Origin of the sequence: uncultured Chitinophaga sp. (assembly GCF_937898475.1) — a bacterium.
In the GTDB taxonomy this organism is placed as follows: Bacteria; Bacteroidota; Bacteroidia; order Chitinophagales; family Chitinophagaceae; genus Chitinophaga.
On the sequence record NZ_CALEJS010000025.1, the window covers coordinates 82,269 to 99,424 of the forward strand.

13 protein-coding genes are annotated in these 17,156 nt (G+C 51.2%); 3 read left to right on the forward strand and 10 right to left on the reverse strand.

All coding sequences use genetic code 11. From position 1 onward, the window contains the following. Nucleotides 1-71: 71 nt before the first annotated feature. The 10 genes from Q0577_RS16535 to Q0577_RS16580 form a co-directional block, all read right to left on the reverse strand. Nucleotides 72-1,208, reverse strand: coding sequence for an FAD-dependent oxidoreductase (locus Q0577_RS16535; protein ID WP_298738146.1), 1,137 nt, complete (start codon nt 1,206-1,208; stop codon nt 72-74). Continuing rightward, a complete protein-coding gene (locus Q0577_RS16540) occupies nt 1,202-2,158 on the reverse strand; it encodes an NADP-dependent oxidoreductase (RefSeq protein ID WP_298738148.1) in 957 nt (318 codons plus the stop codon). Before Q0577_RS16540 ends, Q0577_RS16535 begins: the two co-directional genes overlap by 7 nt. A 174-nt stretch (nt 2,159-2,332) precedes the next feature. Next, a complete protein-coding gene (gene ilvA / locus Q0577_RS16545; protein WP_298738150.1) occupies nt 2,333-3,589 on the reverse strand; it encodes a threonine ammonia-lyase IlvA in 1,257 nt (418 codons plus the stop codon). 172 nt (nt 3,590-3,761) lie between these two features. Then, nucleotides 3,762-4,805, reverse strand: coding sequence for a ketol-acid reductoisomerase (gene ilvC, locus Q0577_RS16550; RefSeq protein WP_298738152.1), 1,044 nt, complete (start codon nt 4,803-4,805; stop codon nt 3,762-3,764). A gap of 96 nt (nt 4,806-4,901) precedes the next feature. Then, nucleotides 4,902-5,453, reverse strand: a complete 552-nt coding sequence (ilvN, locus tag Q0577_RS16555; RefSeq protein WP_298738153.1) for an acetolactate synthase small subunit — start codon at nt 5,451-5,453, stop codon at nt 4,902-4,904. 23 nt (nt 5,454-5,476) lie between these two features. Then, on the reverse strand, nt 5,477-7,237 hold the full coding sequence (gene ilvB / locus Q0577_RS16560) for a biosynthetic-type acetolactate synthase large subunit (protein ID WP_366884562.1): 1,761 nt from the start codon (nt 7,235-7,237) through the stop codon (nt 5,477-5,479). Continuing rightward, nucleotides 7,203-8,882 carry a dihydroxy-acid dehydratase gene (gene ilvD, locus Q0577_RS16565; protein WP_298738155.1) on the reverse strand — a complete coding sequence of 560 codons (1,680 nt, stop codon included), beginning with the start codon at nt 8,880-8,882 and terminating at the stop codon, nt 7,203-7,205. Before ilvD ends, ilvB begins: the two co-directional genes overlap by 35 nt. 306 nt (nt 8,883-9,188) lie before the next feature. Next, entirely contained in the window at nt 9,189-10,091 is a 903-nt protein-coding gene (locus tag Q0577_RS16570) for a branched-chain amino acid transaminase (protein ID WP_298738157.1), read from the reverse strand. 411 nt (nt 10,092-10,502) lie between these two features. Beyond that, nucleotides 10,503-11,594: an aminoglycoside phosphotransferase family protein gene (locus Q0577_RS16575; protein ID WP_298738159.1), complete on the reverse strand. Its 1,092-nt coding sequence runs from the start codon at nt 11,592-11,594 to the stop codon at nt 10,503-10,505. Beyond that, nucleotides 11,585-12,487, reverse strand: a complete 903-nt coding sequence (locus Q0577_RS16580; protein WP_298738161.1) for a sugar phosphate nucleotidyltransferase — start codon at nt 12,485-12,487, stop codon at nt 11,585-11,587. Before Q0577_RS16580 ends, Q0577_RS16575 begins: the two co-directional genes overlap by 10 nt. A gap of 445 nt (nt 12,488-12,932) precedes the next feature. Between Q0577_RS16580 and Q0577_RS16585 the strand changes: the two genes are divergently transcribed. The 3 genes from Q0577_RS16585 (at nt 12,933) to Q0577_RS16595 (ending at nt 17,039) form a co-directional block, all read left to right on the forward strand. Next, nucleotides 12,933-15,197, forward strand: a complete 2,265-nt coding sequence (locus Q0577_RS16585; protein WP_298738163.1) for a family 20 glycosylhydrolase — start codon at nt 12,933-12,935, stop codon at nt 15,195-15,197. Between the two features lie 63 nt (nt 15,198-15,260). Next, nucleotides 15,261-16,148: a pyridoxal-phosphate dependent enzyme gene (locus Q0577_RS16590; protein WP_298738165.1), complete on the forward strand. Its 888-nt coding sequence runs from the start codon at nt 15,261-15,263 to the stop codon at nt 16,146-16,148. Nucleotides 16,149-16,313: 165 nt separating this feature from the next. Further along, on the forward strand, nt 16,314-17,039 hold the full coding sequence (locus Q0577_RS16595) for a hypothetical protein (RefSeq protein WP_298738166.1): 726 nt from the start codon (nt 16,314-16,316) through the stop codon (nt 17,037-17,039). Nucleotides 17,040-17,156: the final 117 nt, after the last annotated feature.

Consider the following 17,156-nt stretch of genomic DNA (forward strand, 5'->3'; position numbering starts at 1 on the left):
GGATCAATATAGGAAAGTATTTTGGTTTAGAGAAAAATACTAGATCAGGCAAACATATCTTACAACGTATCTTAATGACTGATCATCATCTTTGCCAGCTCCTCTCCCACTGCGCTGCCAATAGCTACGCCCATGCCGCCCATACGTACGCCCAGGAAAATATACGCAGAGAAGGGCCGGAGGATGGGCTGCTTATCAGGGCCAAAGGCCATGATGCCGGTCCAGCGGTCGGTAATCGTGAAGGAACGGCCGGGAAGGATGATGCTGCGTAATTTTTCTTCGAGCACCTGCTGGATCTTGTTGTTGAGATCGAATGCGGTGGTGGCCTCACCTGCAAAGTCCAGGTTGCGGCCTCCGCCAAAGAGAACTCTGCCGTCCAGCTCGCGGAAGTAAAAATAGCCTTCGTCCATATGGAAAATGCCTTTAAAGAGCAGGTCGGGAATCAGGTTGGTGATGAGCACCTGGCCGCGGCCAGGCTGCAGATCCAGTTCAGGGAGGAGGGTTTTGGTGAAGGCATTGGTGCAGATGGCCAGGCGGCTGCAGTGGAAAGTGATCTCTTCCGGTGTGGCATCCTGTTTCACAATAACGTTTACGCCCCCACGGATCTCTTCCACCTGCATGGCATTGCAGCCGGTTTTGATCTCCACTTTTTTCTCAATGGCCAGGTCGATGAGGGCGCGCATCATTTTACCGGTATGCAGCTCCCCTTCGTAATTGTTACGCAGCAGGGCGCGGGCATATTGCGCGTTAAATGCAAAGCGGGGTATGTATTCATTTACGAGCGTGAAGGCGGCGCCACCCAGTACGGGCTGTAACAGCTCATTCGCAGCGGATAGCTGATCCAGGGCAGGCAGTTCCTGTTCGCTGATCAGCTCATAGCTGCCTTGTTCGCGGTAACCGATGCGTTCGTCGCCCAGGCGCTGCCGCAGCATTTGCAGACCTTTACGGCGTTGGGTCACCAGGGCGGTAACCTGTTCGGGCGACAGGCTTTGCAGGTCTGCCAGTATTTCGGTAAGGCTGCCGATACAGGCAAAGCCGGCGTTCTTTGTACTGGCGCCGGTAGGCAGCAGGGCCCTTTCCAGCACCAATACCCTGGCCGCCGGCAGCCGTTCTTTCAGGCTGATGGCGGTAGAAAGGCCTGCAATACCGCTGCCCAGTATGATATAGTCATATTGCAGCAGGCTTTGTTTTTCCCAATAGCTTAACATGGAGCAGCATTAGGCGTCAGTACCACCTTCCCCTGCACATGATGGGTTTCCAGCAGCTCATGCGCTTTGGCCACTTCTTTTAGTGAGAAGACGGCGGCTACCTTTACGGTGAGTTTACCGCTTTCCATCAGTGCCGCGATCTGCTCCATGCGTGCGCCGGAAGGTTTGACAAAAGGCCAGATCACGCGGATCTGCTTTTCCTTTGCCTTTGCCAGTACGGCGGGATCGTCTTTATACCTGGAGGGAAGGCATACCAGAACGCCGCCGGGTTTGATGATGTCCAGGGAGCGAAGGGAGGTTTCGGCTCCCATCATATCGATCACCACATCTACCGGGTCTGTGGCGGTTTCAAAGCGCTGTTCGCGGTAGTCTATCACTTCATTGGCGCCCAGTTCTTTCACCCAGGGATGGTTCTGGGCAGAGGCGGTGCCTATTATATAGGTTTCAGTGATCCTGGCCAGCTGTACGGCAATGTGCCCCACACCGCCTGCAGCCGCATGTATCAATACCCGCATACCGGCTTTGAGCCCGGCGTGGTCAAAAAGCGCTTCCCAGGCGGTAAGAGCGGCCAGCGGGGTAGCCCCGGCCATTTCGTCTGATATATTATCGGGTACCAGGGCAAATTCATCTTCCTGTACTACGGCAAACTGGGCGTAAGCATTTGCTGGTTTGGGAAAGTTGCTCATACCGAAGATGCGGTCTCCCGGGCTGAACTTATGCGCCCCCTGCCCTGCATCTGCTATCTGGCCGGCAATATCCCAACCCAGTATGGCGGGAAGGGTGAATTGTGCGGCCTGTCCGCTTCCTGTACGTGTTTTGTAATCTACCGGGTTCAATCCGGCAGCCTTGATCTTAACCAGCAGTTGTCCGGCGGAGGGCCGGGGTATGGGAATATCTGCTATCGTAAAGGCGCCGGCATCTCCAAACCGGGGTAATATCGCTGCTTCCATCTTTGAATCGTTTTTTTATTCCTGCTCAATTTTGCTGCCATTCCGGGCCTGCTAAAAAGATAACGCATCCTGTGCCTGCTTGCGTATTAAAAGAATAGTTAAAACCGCGGAAGGCGAAATGAGGAACATTGAGCGCGGCTGTGCTATATGTTCAGTGTTCCGCATTTAGCTTTATTACACCAAATATCCGAACAAATTATCGTCTTTGTTCAATTCTGTATAGTGGAAATTGTATTTACGGAGGTTGGCCACCAGTGTATCATAGTCTTCTTTCTTCCTGAGCTCTATACCCACCAGGGCTGGGCCGGTTTCCTTATTATGCTTCTGGATGTACTCAAAACGCGTAATATCATCGTCAGGGCCCAGCACATTGTTGAGCAGATCTTTTAGCGCACCCGGTCTTTGTGCAAAGCGGATGATGAAATAATGCTTCAGCCCTTCATACAGCAGGGAGCGTTCTTTGATCTCCTGCATGCGGTCTATATCATTATTGCTGCCGCTTACAATACATACTACGCGCTTGCCCCTGATCTCTTCCGCAAAATCGTCCAGCGCAGCGATAGACAGGGCGCCGGCGGGTTCTACCACGATGGCGTCTTCATTGTACAGCTTTAAAATAGTAGAACAGACCTTTCCTTCGGGCACCAGGTGCATTTTGCTGAGCACTTCCTTACAGATGCTGAAGGTAAGCTGGCCTACTCTTTTAACGGCAGCGCCATCTACAAAACGGTCTATCTCATCTAAGGTAACGGGAGCGCCGTTCTCCAGTGCACGCAGCATGGAAGGAGCGCCTTCCGGCTCTACGCCTACGATGGTGGTTTGTGGGCTGTAAGCTTTAAAATAAGTACCCACACCTGCTGATAGTCCGCCGCCGCCAACGGGCACAAAAAGGTAATCTACCAGCGGCTGGTCTTCCAGTATCTCTACGGCCACGGTGCCCTGTCCTTCAATGATGCGGGGGTTATCAAAAGGCGGGATGAAGGTCATGCCATGTTCCCGGGTAAAGGCCTGCGCTTCGTGGGCGCAGTCATCAAAGGTATCGCCTACCAGTTCTATACGGATGTTATCGCCACCGAACATCTTTACCTGGTTCACTTTCTGATTGGGGGTGATGATGGGCATAAACACCACGCCCTGGATGCCCATCTGGCGGCATGCATAGGCAAAGCCCTGTGCGTGGTTACCCGCACTGGCGCAGGTAACACCATGCTGCAGCTGTTCGCGGTCAAGGGTGCTGAGCAGGTTATAAGCGCCGCGCAGTTTATAGGAGCGTACGATCTGCATGTCTTCCCTTTTCAGGTACACATCGCAATCATAACGCCGGGAAAGCGTGGCGCTATAGGTAAGGGGGGTGCGGTTCACCACCGGTTTCAGTTTCACTGCAGCTTCAAGTATGCCGGAGGCGCCGATACTGCTCAGGACTTCTCTCATAAAAAATTAAGAATTAATAATTAAGCATTGCGGAGAGGCCGCACCATCAGGCGGCAAAAATCGGGAATTAAGAATTATTAAGGCATATATGTATCAAAACAAATAATCGCAGGGCTAATGTTCAGCTAAACACCACCGCTGCGATTATTAATTATTAATTCTTAATTACTAATTATTTACCGGGACGCAACTTGCGCACTGCTGCGCCAGCCTGCCACATTTCGCTTTCGCGCAGTTCCCTCAGTTCTTCGTTCAGCTTTTCGCGGTAGTCTGCCTGGCTGTTGGAAGCAATAGAACGGGCAGCTTCTTTACCGGCGGCAACGCTTGCATACAGCTCGTCAAATACGGGCTGGGTAGCGTCTTTAAACTTCTTCCACCAATCCAGCGCACCACGCTGAGCGGTGGTAGAACAGTTGGCATACATCCAGTCCATACCATTTTCTGCTACCAGCGGCATCAGGGATTGTGTGAGCTCTTCTACTGTTTCGTTGAAAGCTTCAGAAGGAGAGTGACCATTTCTGCGCAGTGTTTCGTACTGGGCAGCGAAGATGCCCTGGATACAACCCATCAGGGTACCACGTTCACCAGTCAGATCGCTGAATACTTCTTTCTTGAAATCTGTTTCAAACAGGTAACCGGAACCTACACCGATACCCAGTGCGATTACACGCTCACGGGCTTTACCGGTGGCGTCCTGGAAGATAGCGAAGCTGGAGTTCAGACCCTGACCGGCGAGGAATAACCTGCGCAGGGAGGTACCGGAACCTTTGGGAGCTACCAGGATCACATCTACATCAGCAGGAGGAATAATGCCTGTCTGGTCTTTGTAAGTGATACCAAAGCCATGGGAAAAATACAATGCCTTACCGGGAGTAAGATACTGCTTCAATGTAGGCCACAGGGAGATCTGACCCGCATCAGACAGCAGGAACTGGATGATGGTGCCTTTCTGTGCAGCTTCTTCGATCTCGAACAGTGTTTTACCGGGCACCCAACCGTCAGCAACGGCTTTGTCCCAGGTTTTTGAATCTTTACGCTGACCAATGATCACATTAAAGCCATTGTCTTTCAGGTTCAATGCCTGGCCGGGGCCTTGCACGCCGTAACCGATGATAGCGATCGTTTCGTTCTTCAGCACTTCTCTCGCCTTTTCCATGGGGAATTCTTCTCTGGTTACTACATCTTCCAGTACCCCGCCAAAATTGATGGTTGCCATGTTTTTGTTTGTGGTTTTTTTAGTTCAATGTTATAATGAGCTGTTGGCTGCTAGCTGTTGGCTGCTAGCTGTTGGCTGTTAGCTGAATGCTAGTAGCTAGTGGCTAACAGCTTTAAAATTGTCCGCTTCCTTTGCGGCCAGTTCTTTCAGGTGATCGTGAAAACGGCGGCTCCATTTTACAATGGCTACGCGGCCGCTTTTGGAATATTCGATCAGGCCATACGGCTCCAGTTTCTTCAGCATGGCTATCAGTTCCTGCTGGTGACCTGTTTTCTCTATTACGAAATAATCGGCGGTGATGGTAAGGATACGCGCGTGATTATCCCGTATCAGCTGTTCGATATTACCGTTATGCAGCGATTTGGTAGAGATCTTGTACAGCGCCAGTTCCTGGTACACCACTTCATCTTCCTCATGTACAAAGGCACGGTGGATCTCTATCAGCTTTTCAATCTGACCTACTACTTTCTCCAGCTTTTCACGTTCAGACAATACCGTGATGATGAATTTGTACACACCCGGTATTTCTGTTTCTGCCGTGGTAAGGCTGGTGATATTGATGCCCCTGCGGGTAAAGATAACGGTGATACGGTTGGTGATACCTATGCGGTCTTCCGTGTATACCGTTACTGTATATTCTTTTTGCATACTTTCTACAGTTATAATGATGACTACTCCAGCCTGATGTTTGCGATAGGCGCACCAGCCGGTACCATGGGAAATACGTTGTCTTCTTTCTCTACCACTACTTCCAGCAGGTAAGCGCCTTTGGTGTTCAGCATTTCATCTACTGCTGCGCTGATCTCTGCTCTATCCGTTACTTTCCTGCCGGGCACGAAGAACCCTTTGGCGATCTGTACGAAATCTGGGTTGATCATCTCAGTGGAAGAATAGCGTTTGTCAAAGAACAGCTGCTGCCACTGGCGTACCATACCCAGGAAGTTGTTATTGAGGATGACAATCTTCACACCTATTTCAGATTGGTAGATGGTACCCAGCTCCTGTAAGGTCATCTGGAAGCAACCATCTCCTATGATAGCCACCACTTCTTTTTCGGGTGTGCCTACCTTGGCGCCCATGGCAGCCGGTAAGGCAAAGCCCATGGTACCCATCCCACCGGAGGTGATGTTGGTGTTAGGGTCCTGGAAGCGATAGTAGCGGGAAGCGATCATCTGGTGCTGACCAACATCCGTTACCAGGATGGCGTGGCCGCCTGTTTTTTCGGAGATAACGCGGATCACTTCTGCCATTTTCAGCTGGCCTTCTTCAGGGTACAGCTCACGCCTGGTGACCTTCTCTTCCTCCATCTTGTCTGCTTCCTTGAAGCCCTGCAGCCATTCGTCGTTACGCTGTTCCTTTATCTTAGGCAGCAGTGCCTGCAATGCAGCTTTTGCATCGGCATGTATGGCGGCATCAGCCTTGATGATCTTGTTGATCTCTGCTTTATCAATTTCTATGTGTACCACTTTTGCCTGGCGGGCGTAGGTGTTCACATCGCCGGTGATACGGTCGTCAAAGCGCATACCTACGGCAATCAGTACATCACATTCGTTGGTCTTGATGTTGGGACCATAGTTGCCGTGCATACCGAGGTAGCCCACATACAGGGGATGATCTACCGGTACGGCAGACAGGCCCAATAAGGTAGAGGCGATAGGGATCTGTGCTTTCTCTGCCAGGGCGATCAGTTCCTGCTGTGCATCGGCTATCAGTACGCCGTGACCGCAGAGAATATAAGGTTTCTTAGCGCTGTTGATGAGCGCTGCCGCCGCTTCCACTTCTTCCTGTTTTAACTCAGGCAGGGGCTGATAGCTGCGGATGTATTCACATTTCTTATACTCAAAATCCATGGTGGCCACCTGCGCATTCTTGGTAATATCTACCAGCACCGGGCCGGGACGTCCGTTGCGGGCAATATAGAATGCTTTGGCAATCGCGCCGGGAATATCTTCCGCACGTGTTACCTGGATGTTCCATTTGGTGATAGGCATGGTGATACCTATTACATCTGTTTCCTGGAAAGCATCTGTACCCAGGAGGTGCGCGGCTACCTGGCCGGTGATGCATACCATGGGCGTAGAGTCCATATGGGCATCTGCCAGGCCTGTTACCAGGTTGGTGGCGCCGGGCCCTGAGGTGGCAAATACCACACCAACCTTACCGGATGCACGGGCATACCCTTGTGCAGCATGGGTTGCGCCCTGTTCGTGCCTGACCAGTATATGATGAACCTGATCCTGGAAATCGTACAGTGCATCATAAATAGGCATGATGGCGCCGCCGGGATACCCGAAAATGGTTTCTACCCCTTCTGCTATAAGGGAGCGGATGACCGCCTCCGAACCTGTTATGGATTTAACAGGCGCAGTAGCTGCGGGCGCTGGCTTAGTGGCCGGCTTAGCCTTCATCGGTAACACATCCTTCTGTGGCATTTTTAACAAGTTTTGCGTATTTAAATAATATACCGTTAGATGCTTTCAGTGCGGGCTGCTTCCACTGGGCCCTGCGGGCGGCCAGTTCTTCAGCGCTCACTTCCACGTTGATCGTATTTTTCACAGCATCTATCTCTATCATATCATCATCTTTTACCAGTGCGATGGTACCGCCTTCAAAAGCCTCCGGCACAATGTGCCCTACTACAAAACCATGGGTACCACCGGAGAAACGCCCGTCTGTGATCAGGGCAACATTCTTACCCAGGCCTGCGCCCATGATGGCGGAGGTGGGCTTCAGCATTTCGGGCATACCAGGCGCTCCCTTGGGGCCTACGTGACGGATCACTACTACATCTCCGGCTTTCACGCGGCCGCTCTGGATACCGGCAATCAGCTCAAACTCTCCGTCAAATACCCTTGCCGGGCCACGGAAACGTTCGCCTTCCTTACCGGTGATCTTGGCAACGGAGCCTTTCTCTGCCAGGTTACCATATAATATCTGGATATGACCGCTTTCTTTCAGGGGCTTATCCAGGGGGAAGATGATCTTTTGTGATTCAAAATCAATATCGGGAACAGTTTCCAGGTTCTCTGCCAGGGTTTTACCGGTTACGGTAAGGCAGTTTCCGTGCAGGCGTCCCTGTTTGAGCAGGTATTTCATTACCAAAGGAACACCGCCAATGTTGTGCAGGTCTTCCATCAGGTATTTACCGCTGGGTTTCAGGTCGGCTATCAGCGGGGTTTTGTCGCTGATACGCTGAAAATCGTCCTGGGTAAGGTTGATACCTACAGACCTGGCGATGGCGATGAGGTGCAGTACCGCGTTGGTGCTGCCTCCCAGGGCAATGATCACGGTGAGGGCGTTCTCAAACGCCTCAAAGGTCATAATATCGCGGGGTTTGATATCTTTTTCCAGCAGCAGGCGGATGTATTTGCCTGCATCTTTGCACTCCTGTATTTTTTCATTGCTCAGGGCAGGGTTGGATGAGCTGTAGGGCAGGCTCATACCCAGGGCCTCTGCTGCGCTGGACATGGTATTGGCCGTATACATACCGCCGCAGGCGCCGGCGCCCGGACAGGAATGCTGTACAATACCTTTGAAGTCGGCTTCGTCCAGCTGCCCGGCCAGTTTCTGGCCCAGGGCTTCGAAAGCGGAGATAATGTTGAGGTCCTGGCCTTTGTATTTGCCGGGAGCGATGGTACCACCGTATACCATAATGGCAGGGCGATTAAGACGGCCCATGGCCATGAGGGACCCAGGCATGTTCTTATCGCAGCCCGGTACGGCGATGAGGGCGTCGTAATATTGCGCGCCGCATACGGTTTCAATGGAATCTGCGATCAGGTCGCGGCTTACCAGGGAGTAGCGCATACCTTCCGTACCGTTGGAAATACCATCGCTGACGCCTATGGTATGAAAGGTTAATCCTACCAGGTCATTGGCCCAGACGCCTGCCTTGACCTCTTTGGCGAGGTCGTTCAGGTGCATGTTACAGGTGTTGCCGTCGTAGCCCATGCTCACAACGCCCACCTGGGCTTTTTTCAGATCCTCCTCTGTAAGTCCTATCCCGTATAGCATGGCCTGAGCGGCCGGTTGCGTAGGGTCTTGCGTGATCGTTTTACTGTATTTGTTCAGTTCCATTGCCGTAATTACTTCTTCCGGTTTGTTCCGGAAATAAAAAAACAAGTGCTGTTACCCGCCGGTGGGCGGATTTATCAGGCTACAAAATAGTCAGTATAATCGGGAGACACCAAACCAACAATTTCCGGTTACCCGGTATTCAACTCACCGCATTTTTGGCTCAAACCCGCTACCATTCAAGGAATGGTAAATTCCAAATTCCAGTGTTCAACTTCCAAAATCAGTTAACTGAGCGGCCTGTCCGGAGTCAGGAATGCTTAAAATCCGCCCGTTTGGAATTTGGAATCTGGATTTTGTGATCTGGCCTCAGGCTACCTTTGCTTCGCGTTTGAACTCTTTTTCGAGCACACGGGCTTTGTAGGCCTGCTGCAGTACTTTACCGAGGGATTCTGCCCATGGTTTGCTGAAGCTCTGACCGTCCAGGGAGTCCCAGCCGATCACTTCTGCGGCGGTACCACAATAGAATACGCTTTCTGCCTCTCTCAGCTCTTCGATGGTGAATAACTTCTGTTCCAGGGGAATACCCAGTTCCTGGCACAGCTCAATTACGGTAGCGCGGGTAATGCCTGGCAGGATGTTGCCCGGGGGAGGTGTGAACAGTTTACCGTTCTTTTCGAAGAAGATGTTGGCGCCGGGGCCTTCTGCCACATAACCGTTGATATCCAGCAGCAGGGCTTCGTCATACCCCTTTTCCTTGGCTTCCTGCGAAGCGAGGATGGAGTTTACATATAAACCGGCTGATTTGGATTCGATCTGGAAGGCTTTAGGGTTGGGGCGTTGGTAGGAGGAGGTCATTACGCGGAGGAGTTTTTCACCGAGGTACGCACCCCACTCCCACGCACAGATCAGGATATGCGCTTCGCTGGCCGCTTTCAGGGTCATATTGGGCGGACAAAATACCAGCGGGCGGATATAGGCCTCTTCAAAATTATTCAGTTCCAGCACTTTGTAGCTGGCTTTGATCAGCTCTTCGTTGTTGAATTTGTAGGGGATGTGGATCAGGTCGCAGGAGCGCTTGAGACGGTCAAAATGCTCTTCCGCCTTGAATATTTTGATCTCCCCCTTTTCAGTTTTGTAAGCACGGATCCCTTCAAATACTGCATAACCGTAGTGAAGTGATTGGCCATACAGGTCAGTCTTAGCCTCAGTGGCTTTCAGGTACTCACCGTTAAAATAAAGAATGGTGTTCTCGTTGTAGTAGCTGTACATATGATTTAAAAATTAGCGTTTAGCATTTGGCTTTGAGTAATTGCGTTGCTGACGTCCCCCTAAAAAAAATCGCCTTCCTCTTTGCGGAGGAAGGCGATCCATATCTTTGTGATGATTATACACGTCAACCTATCCTCCATACTGGTGGCTAATAATGACAACGACAATCACGACCAGCGTAATAGCCCAGTTGAGCTGCGGTACTATATGATTGAGTTTATTATTGTCTTTATTTACCCACATCGGAGGCATTGTTTTGCGCTTTACTGCGACTACAAATGTATTAGTGAATGCACGAAAAACCAATAAGAACAAAAAATTTTGATGTTTCGCAACCAGAATTACCGTTTTTGAAAATATTGAAATTTTAATGACGGCCTTTAGACATTTTCTAAAGAAATCGAAAGATATTTATATATCATTCCCCGCTTTAGAAAGGCATTTACGGATCAGGACCTGTAACCCGGCCTCTTTTTCCATCAGCCGCTCCAGCAGGGTCAGCTGGTTCATGGCGCGGTCAAAGTTATGTTCCGGGTATTTAACGGGATAGTAGATATCGCCATTCAGGAAGTCTGTCAGGAAGCGGATGCCCTGCATATATATCATGAACTTTCCTGCATAGAACAGGTGCTCCCTTTCCACCCCGGTAAGGCTGTCGCCCACCTCGGAGAGGTAGCCGTCCATCAGCGCTTCATAGTATTCGTCGCGGATGTGGATCTGGCAGCAGTCCCGCTCTTCTTCAGACACCGGGCTTACGTAGGTGCGCACCATATCACCCAGGTCAGAGATCACCTTGCCGGGCATCAGGGTATCCAGATCGCATACGCAGAGGCCTTTATAGGTATCCTTATGCAGCAGCACGTTATTGATCTTGGTATCGTGGTGCATGAGGCGGTCGCGGAAGCGATGGTCTGTTTTGAGCCTTTCGTAGGTAACGGCAATATCTGAATAGCGCAGGTAGGCGGCGGTAAGCTCAGCGGCCTGCAGGCGGCGCTCTTCCTTTGATTGCCGGATGGCATCCTGGAAGGCGCTGTAGCGCAGGGTGAGATTGTGGAAATTGGGAATAGTGGCCCGGAAAGGCTGCAGGTTGACGCCGTCCAGGTTCCTGGCCAGGCGGCCAAACTGCCGCGCGGCTTCATAAGCCTGGGTAGGGCTGTCGGCCTGGTCTACCGTAACGGAATCGGCGATGAAGGGAATCATGCGCCAGTATTCGTCTTCCAGTACGAACAGGTCGGCCCCATCCACGGTAGCCACCGGCGTTATGAACAGGTAGCCGGGATGATGTTGCGCCAGGTAATCAGCGGCCATGCGCTGGTTACGTGCAATCACTTCCGGCTCCCTGAACACAGACACGTTGATGCGCTGCAATACAAAACGATCACCGTTTGGTTTTTGCAGCAGAAAAGTATTGTTGATATGACCACTGCCGAACTTTTTAATGCCGGTACCGGGGCCATCTATCCCGAAAGCTTTCAGGATAAGGGGATGCGGTTTTATTTCCATAAATTATCGGGATACTCCCCTTTGGCTACCAGTGCATTCAGGCTGGCCTGAACGCCCGGTGCATCTTCCTTGTAGGTAACACCAAACCATTGTGCGCTGGTGGGTATCACGTTTACCACCCCTTGTTTGCTGCGGATGAAATGGTCTACAACGATGGGAATAAAGAATTCAGATTTTGGATTGTCGCCACTCTTCTGCAGAAACTCGCTGAACTGTTTTTCGCTCAGGTCGAACACAGAAGGATGGAAGCCCCAGAAGTTCATCGATACCGGCGTATCAGGGCTCAGGGCATGTTTGGAACCATCGCCCTCTTCGTAAACGATCTGGCCGCCGTCTTTGTAGATCTTGGTCCTTTCGTTGATGGCAGCGAGGTTGCCTTCGCTATCGGCAGCGCATACACCGCGGGAAACAGAACCGTGCTCGCTGATGGTTTTACCCAGCTCGTAGCCGATCACGCTGTATACATCGGGTTTACACTGATTATTTAAAAAGGCGGCTGCTTTCTCGAAAGCATCACGGCCATAGAAGTCGTCTGCATTGATCACCGCAAAAGGCTCATTGATAGCATCTTTTGCGCATAATACCGCATGGGCGGTGCCCCAGGGCTTGGTACGCTCTGCTGGTATGGAATAGCCGTTCACAAAAGCGCTCATTTCCTGGTACACATAGTCTGTAGCGGCGCGGCCTTTCAGTTTGGGCTCGAAGATCTCCTTGAATTCCTTTTCAAAATCCTTGCGGATGATGAATACGATCTTACCGAAACCGGCGCGTATAGCATCAAAAATGGAATAGTCAACGATGGTTTCGCCGCTGGGGCCAAACTGTTGTATCTGCTTTAAGCTGCCGTACCGGCTTGCCATACCTGCTGCCAGAATCAATAAAGTCGGTTTCATTTGTTCAGACTAGTTTTTAATTTTCAAATCGTTAGCAAAAATATCGGCGATAAATTTAATCATTAAGAAGTATTTTACGCGATCTTTTCCCGGAAAAAAGGAAATATTAATAGTGAGGTGTTGATGTGAGCGGGGAAAGTGGCCCGTTCCCTTCTACGTCATTGCGAGGCCCGAAGGGCCTTGTGCAGAGCCGGGCCGAAGCAAACTTCTTAAACGGTAAATGGCGGGAATTACGTTTATTACCGGGCGTTTGCCGGTTAAAGGATCGCGTTGTCGCGCACTACACCAAGCCTGTGCGACGCCTCGCAATACGCGGAAGGAGGCAGGAACGGCAACATGGGTGCAAATGGCGTTCTTAACGTAATAATACTAAGCGAATAATAAACATCTGCAATACGAAGTGAATAATAAAACATCTGCGCTAAAACAAACTATCGCAATAAACATGAAAAAATTCCTAGTGTCGTCTCTGGGCCTGCTGCTATCCTTTGCAGCGGTAGCTCAGCAAACACCAACAACTGTCAGCATCATTCCACAACCTACATCTGTTCAGACACTGCCGGGCAGCTTTAAACCCTCCAAACAGACACTTATCCTGTATGGAGACGCCGAAGCACGAAAAGTGGCAGACCTGCTGAACACCTACCTGAAGAACAATCACGGCATCAACCTTACTGTTCACCAGAGCAAGGCCATGGCTGTAAAGAACCAGATTATGGTGATCCAGGACAAGAACCTCCCCCCTGAAGGATATACCCTGCTGGTGAACGACCAGATGATACAGCTGCGCGGCAACGGCGCAGGCCTGTTCTATGGCCTGCAAACCCTGCAGCAGCTGATCAGCGGCGAAGGCCCCAACGTAGCAGTGCCTTCCGTAAAGATCAGCGATGAACCGCGCTTTGCCTACCGCGGCCTCATGCTGGATGCCGGCCGTCATTTCTTCCCGGTATCCTACATCAAACAATTCATTGATGTAATGGCGCAATATAAATTCAACCGCTTCCAGTGGCACCTCACAGAAGACCAGGGCTGGCGCATTGAGATACAGCAATATCCGCGCCTGCAGGAAATCTCTTCCACCCGTAAGGAAACCGTGGTAGGCCACGCCGCCCGCAGCAAAACCTTTGACGGCAAGCCTCATGGCGGTTATTATACACAGGAACAGGTAAGGGAAATCGTGAAATATGCAGCAGACCGTTATATTACCATCATCCCCGAAATAGAAATGCCCGGTCACTCAGAAGCCGCACTGGCAGCCTATCCTAACCTGGGATGCACCGGCGGCCCCTACGAAGTGTTCACCTCCTGGGGCGTGAACAACGAAGTATATTGCGCCGGTAACGACTCTGTATACACTTTCCTGGAAAATGTACTGACAGAAGTAATGGACCTCTTTCCCAGCAAATACATCCACATTGGCGGCGATGAGTGTCCGAAAGAACGCTGGAAGTCCTGCCCCAAATGCCAGGCGCGCATCAAAGCACTGGGACTGAAAGACGAGCATGCCTTGCAGAGCTACTTCATACAGCGCATGGAGAAATTCCTGAACAGCAAAGGACGCCAGATCATTGGCTGGGACGAGATCCTGGAAGGCGGCCTTGCGCCCAATGCCACCGTAATGAGCTGGCGCGGCGAAGCAGGCGGTATTGCTGCCGCCAAGCAGCAACATGATGTGATCATGACGCCTAATACCTACCTGTACCTGGACTACTACCAGGGTAATCCTTCCACCGAACCACTGACCATAGGCGGCTTCCTGCCCCTCCAATCGGTGTATAACTATGAGCCGCTGCCGCATTCACTCACACCGGCAGAACAAAAATACATCAAAGGCGTACAGGCCAACCTGTGGACAGAATACATTGCTACACCCGAAGCAGCGGACTATATGCTGTGGCCCCGCGCCCTGGCCGTATCCGAGATCACCTGGTCTGGCGAAGACAAGAAGAACTACGCCAGCTTCCTGGAAAGAATGCCCGCACAGCTGGCCCGTATGGATAAAGCAGGCATACCTTTCCGTATACCCGAGCCCGCCGGACTGGAAAATAACGTGACCACCGACAGCCGTACTACCGTAACGCTTAAACCACTGGTAGAAGGCGCCACCATTTACTACACCACGGATGGCAGCGAACCAACGCTGAACAGTACACGTTATACAGGGCCCGTTGCACTGCACCTGCGCAGAGAGCCGGTAATCATTAAATGCATTGTAGTAACCGCCTCCGGACGTAAGAGCAGCGTATACAGCGCATCTTACCTGCGCCGCGATTATAAGGCGGCCAGCAACGCTACCCCTACCAATAAAGGCGCTACATTCTCTGCCTACTTCCGCGCCTTCAAACAGGCAAAACAGATCAGCGGCACAGCAGACAGCAGTGGAGTGCAATCATCCTTCGATATACGCCCCTTCCTCTCCAAAGACGCTTTCAGCCTGGCGTATGAAGGCTACCTGAAAGTCGACAGCGACGCCATCTACGAGTTTAACCTGAAATGCGACGATGGCGCCGTGCTGTATGTAGATGATGAGCTGGAACTGGATAATGACGGCGAACACGCTCCGCTGGATAAAACGGCCATCCTGCCCCTGCGCAAAGGCTTTCATAAAGTGAAGCTGCTGTACTTCAACGCAGGCGGCGGCGCTGAACTGAACCTGGGTGTGCGGACAAAAGGAAGTGCCGTAAATTTGAGAAATTCGCTGTTTCATTAGCGCTGTTAGCTATTAGCGTTAGCTCTTAGCAAATGCCAGCAGCGAACTGCTAAAAGCTATACTTTGATCAATTACGACAATATCATATTACAGCCTATACAACCAGCATGGCTGCCCGATCAGATCGAGGCAGCCATGTTGCGTTTAGACCTGCTGCACCCGGAGATTTCGGGTAACAAGTGGTTCAAGCTGCGTTATAATCTTGATCAGGCAAGGGCAAGGGGCAAAACACATATTGTAACTTTTGGCGGCGCCTGGTCTAATCATATTGCAGCAACGGCGGCCGCCTGTAATATGGAGGGCTTGCGCTGTACGGGCATTATCCGCGGAGAAGCGCCCCCTGTACTGAGCCGCACGCTGGAGCAGGCGCAACGTTATGGTATGCAGCTGCATTTCATCAGCCGGGAGGCTTACCGGCAAAAAGATACGACCGACTGGGAAGCGCAATTCCCCAACAGCTTTATCATCCCTGAAGGAGGTCATAATGCCCTGGGGGCCAGGGGTTGTACGGAGATACTGGCCCTGGTTTCCTATGAGGATTTTACCCATATTACCTGCGCCGTAGGTACGGGCACTACGCTCGCCGGGCTGATCAACAGTGCAGCAGCACAGCAGGAGGTAATGGGATTTCCGGTACTGAAAGGGGCGGCGTATTTGCAGGAGGAAGTGGCAACACTGCTCGAACCCGGCGCCAGGGCGCCCTGGCGGCTGCTGCATGAATTTCACCTGGGCGGCTATGCGCGTGTGACCCCGGCCCTCATTACCTTTATCAATACCTTTTACCGGGAAACACAAATACCGCTGGACATTATCTACACCGGCAAAATGGCGCTGGGCGTACAACAGCTGGCGCAGCAAGGCTATTTTGCGCCGGGCAGCCGCATACTGATGATCCACACGGGCGGCCTGCAGGGCAATCTTTCCCTGGCTCCGGGCGTTCTATGCTTTTGATTTTCCCAAATTCCAAGTTCCGGATTCCAAAACCCAAAATTTAAGTTCTAAATTTGGCACCTGATTTTGCATCCCAATACCCGCATTGGGTTTGGAACCTGGTATTTGGAATTTGATATTTGTTAATTGGAATCTGGAACCGGAATTTGAAATTTTGTTAGTTGTATGAAGCAGATCGCGCGTTTATTAGTTGTTCTATTGCTATTCTCTTTTTCAATGCTGTCTGTCAGGGCACAGTCACAGCAGTATACTCCGCCCGTTCTACCTGATTTCATGGCATTGATCAAAACCGGCAAGATACAGCTGGAATGGCTGTCCGGTTTTACCAATGTAAAGCAGATCGGGATTCAGCGCTCGCTGGACAGCGTCCTGAATTTCTACACCATTGCTTACGCCTCCTACCCTACCCAGACCAGGAACGTGTACCTGGACAATAAACCCTTACCGGGCAGCAACTACTACCGCCTGTTCATCCTCTTTAACAATGGCAAGTACATGTACAGTAATACCGTACTGGCGGTACAGGATAGCACCATCAGCGCCAACCAGAAGCTGACTGTGGACGACATCAGGGACCTGAAAGGAGGACCGCCCAATGCATCAGAAAAAGCGCCCGAGAAGGTAGTATGGCATCCCTCTAACACCATCTATACCACGGCAGACGGGAATGTGAACATCAACCTGCCCGATGCCGCCAATAAAAAATATTCCGTTAAATTCTTTGAGCCCAATGGGGTGTTCCTGTTTGAGATAGACCAGGTAAAATCTCCCTTCCTGATCCTGGAAAAGGCCATTTTCCTGCACTCCGGCTGGTTCAATTTCGAGCTGTATGAGGATGGTAAACTCAAGGAGAAATGGAGTTTCTTCATTCCATTGAACTACCGTTCCTGAGTACCGACCTATTTTAACAGGGTTAAAAATGCTATCAGCGCCAGATACTGATACTTTTTTAACCAAATGCTTTGCTTATAGGATCCTTAAAGAAAAAAGACTAGGAGAAGCGAAGGA

Coding starts and splice junctions, on each gene's coding strand:
- Q0577_RS16575 (WP_298738159.1), bottom strand. CDS start 11,594: ATGGAAATAAAACCGCATCCCCTTATCCTGAAAGCTTTCGGGATAGAT.
- ilvB (WP_366884562.1), bottom strand. CDS start 7,237: ATGCCACAGAAGGATGTGTTACCGATGAAGGCTAAGCCGGCCACTAAG.
- ilvN (WP_298738153.1), bottom strand. CDS start 5,453: ATGCAAAAAGAATATACAGTAACGGTATACACGGAAGACCGCATAGGT.
- ilvD (WP_298738155.1), bottom strand. CDS start 8,882: ATGGAACTGAACAAATACAGTAAAACGATCACGCAAGACCCTACGCAA.
- ilvC (WP_298738152.1), bottom strand. CDS start 4,805: ATGGCAACCATCAATTTTGGCGGGGTACTGGAAGATGTAGTAACCAGA.
- Q0577_RS16570 (WP_298738157.1), bottom strand. CDS start 10,091: ATGTACAGCTACTACAACGAGAACACCATTCTTTATTTTAACGGTGAG.
- Q0577_RS16595 (WP_298738166.1), top strand. CDS start 16,314: ATGAAGCAGATCGCGCGTTTATTAGTTGTTCTATTGCTATTCTCTTTT.
- Q0577_RS16535 (WP_298738146.1), bottom strand. CDS start 1,208: ATGTTAAGCTATTGGGAAAAACAAAGCCTGCTGCAATATGACTATATC.
- Q0577_RS16540 (WP_298738148.1), bottom strand. CDS start 2,158: ATGGAAGCAGCGATATTACCCCGGTTTGGAGATGCCGGCGCCTTTACG.
- Q0577_RS16585 (WP_298738163.1), top strand. CDS start 12,933: ATGAAAAAATTCCTAGTGTCGTCTCTGGGCCTGCTGCTATCCTTTGCA.
- Q0577_RS16580 (WP_298738161.1), bottom strand. CDS start 12,487: ATGAAACCGACTTTATTGATTCTGGCAGCAGGTATGGCAAGCCGGTAC.
- ilvA (WP_298738150.1), bottom strand. CDS start 3,589: ATGAGAGAAGTCCTGAGCAGTATCGGCGCCTCCGGCATACTTGAAGCT.